At 53.7% G+C, this 994-nt stretch carries 1 protein-coding gene and 1 pseudogene; both read left to right on the forward strand.

Annotated features, from left to right (window positions below; translation table 11 throughout):
• A pseudogene (locus tag CFR79_RS15460) lies at positions 1-104 on the forward strand (IS481 family transposase); the annotation flags it as partial.
• Between the two features lie 152 nt (positions 105-256).
• Positions 257-931: a hypothetical protein gene (locus CFR79_RS15465; protein ID WP_110548469.1), complete on the forward strand. Its 675-nt coding sequence runs from the start codon at positions 257-259 to the stop codon at positions 929-931.
• The last annotated feature ends 63 nt before the right edge of the window (positions 932-994 follow it).

The raw sequence follows: 994 nt of genomic DNA on the forward strand, positions 1-994 counted from the left end.
TGCGCGGCCTCACTCCATATGAATTTATTTGCCAGCAATGGGAAAAAGAACCATCACGGTTCATGCAAAATCCGCACCATCAAATCCTGGGACTAAACATCTAGTCATGTCCGCTATGCGAAAAGTCATCCGGGCATTTGCATGTCCGACATGAAGGCGACAACCGACATTACAATGAAAGACGCGTAACGGAGGTCGTCCCCGCGTCGCAAAGCCAGACTGGCAACTCGCACCTGCCTGGTTCATTGTCTATGCGATGAATCCGTTTCGTTCAGCTGACACCGACCTGCCCCTGTCGCATGCCCTCATCCTAAAGGCCGCGCTGCTGACGATCGACTATATTGAGGAAAACGGCCCGATCGGCCTCACGCCCAGCAAGGCGCTGAAACGCTATTTTGTCACATGGGCCGCCGAGGCATTTGACTGGCCCGGCTATACGGTCGAAGACCTCTATGCCATCAACAAAGTTCTCAATGAACACGATTTCCCACCGCTGGTGATCCTGCATGAGACTCTGCTCAGTGCGAAGCTCGCACGGCATTTCAAGGGAACCCTGCGGCTGACCGACCTGGCGAGAAAGCTCCAATCGGAGCCAGCCCGGCTCTGGATGCTGTTGACGACCCATCTCCTCTTTGTCGTTGACCACAGCCCTTACACCCGAAGCGATGAACCACTGTTCGGCAACTGGAACATCTTTCTCAACGTCATTAATATCGAAGCTCAGGTTGCCGTCACCGAAGAGCGGCTGTGTTCGGTTCTCTACGGGGGCGAAGAAGAGGAAATCCGTCACCGTGATTTCAAGCTGACCGCCAGTCTGTATGTCCATGTCCTGCGACCGCTGTGCTGGGCAGGACTGCTCAACGAGCACCGAACAGGCACCGGCTTCAGCAGACGGGGTAATCCCCCCATAAAAAGAGTGACTTTTGAATGAGAATTTTCTCAGCGTAAGAATTGAGGAGATTCTGATGAAGAGTGATCGCTTTACTGACGCCCA

The organism is Komagataeibacter saccharivorans (genome assembly GCF_003207825.1).
In the GTDB taxonomy this organism is placed as follows: domain Bacteria; phylum Pseudomonadota; class Alphaproteobacteria; order Acetobacterales; family Acetobacteraceae; genus Komagataeibacter; species Komagataeibacter saccharivorans.